General features: G+C 62.7%; 1 protein-coding gene. It reads left to right on the top strand.

The window, feature by feature from the left end:
* Positions 1-24: 24 nt before the first annotated feature.
* Positions 25-279: Grx4 family monothiol glutaredoxin (gene grxD / locus JT719_RS24680; RefSeq protein WP_207436436.1), on the top strand; the 255-nt coding region annotated here is incomplete at its 3' end.

The raw sequence follows: 279 nt of genomic DNA, 5'->3' as shown, positions 1-279 counted from the left end.
CCATGACCGAGGCTTGAGAGAACCATGGACCAGACCGTCGTCGATCAGATCAAGCAGGACATCGATAACAACGACGTCGTGCTCTACATGAAGGGTTCGCCCGTGTTCCCGCAGTGCGGCTTCTCCGCCGCCGTCGTCGGCGTGCTGAGCCACGTCGGCGTGAAGTTCAAGGGCGTGGACATCCTCCAGGATGCCGGCCTGCGCCAGGGCCTGAAGGAATATTCGAACTGGCCGACCTTCCCGCAGCCCTACGTGAAGGGCGAACTGGTCGGCGGCTGC

Source organism: Sabulibacter ruber (genome assembly GCF_017355955.1).
Taxonomy (GTDB): domain Bacteria; phylum Bacteroidota; class Bacteroidia; order Cytophagales; family Hymenobacteraceae; genus Nibribacter; species Nibribacter ruber_A.
The sequence above is the reverse complement of the archived record's forward strand: the minus strand, read 5'-3'. Positions and strand labels throughout refer to the sequence as shown.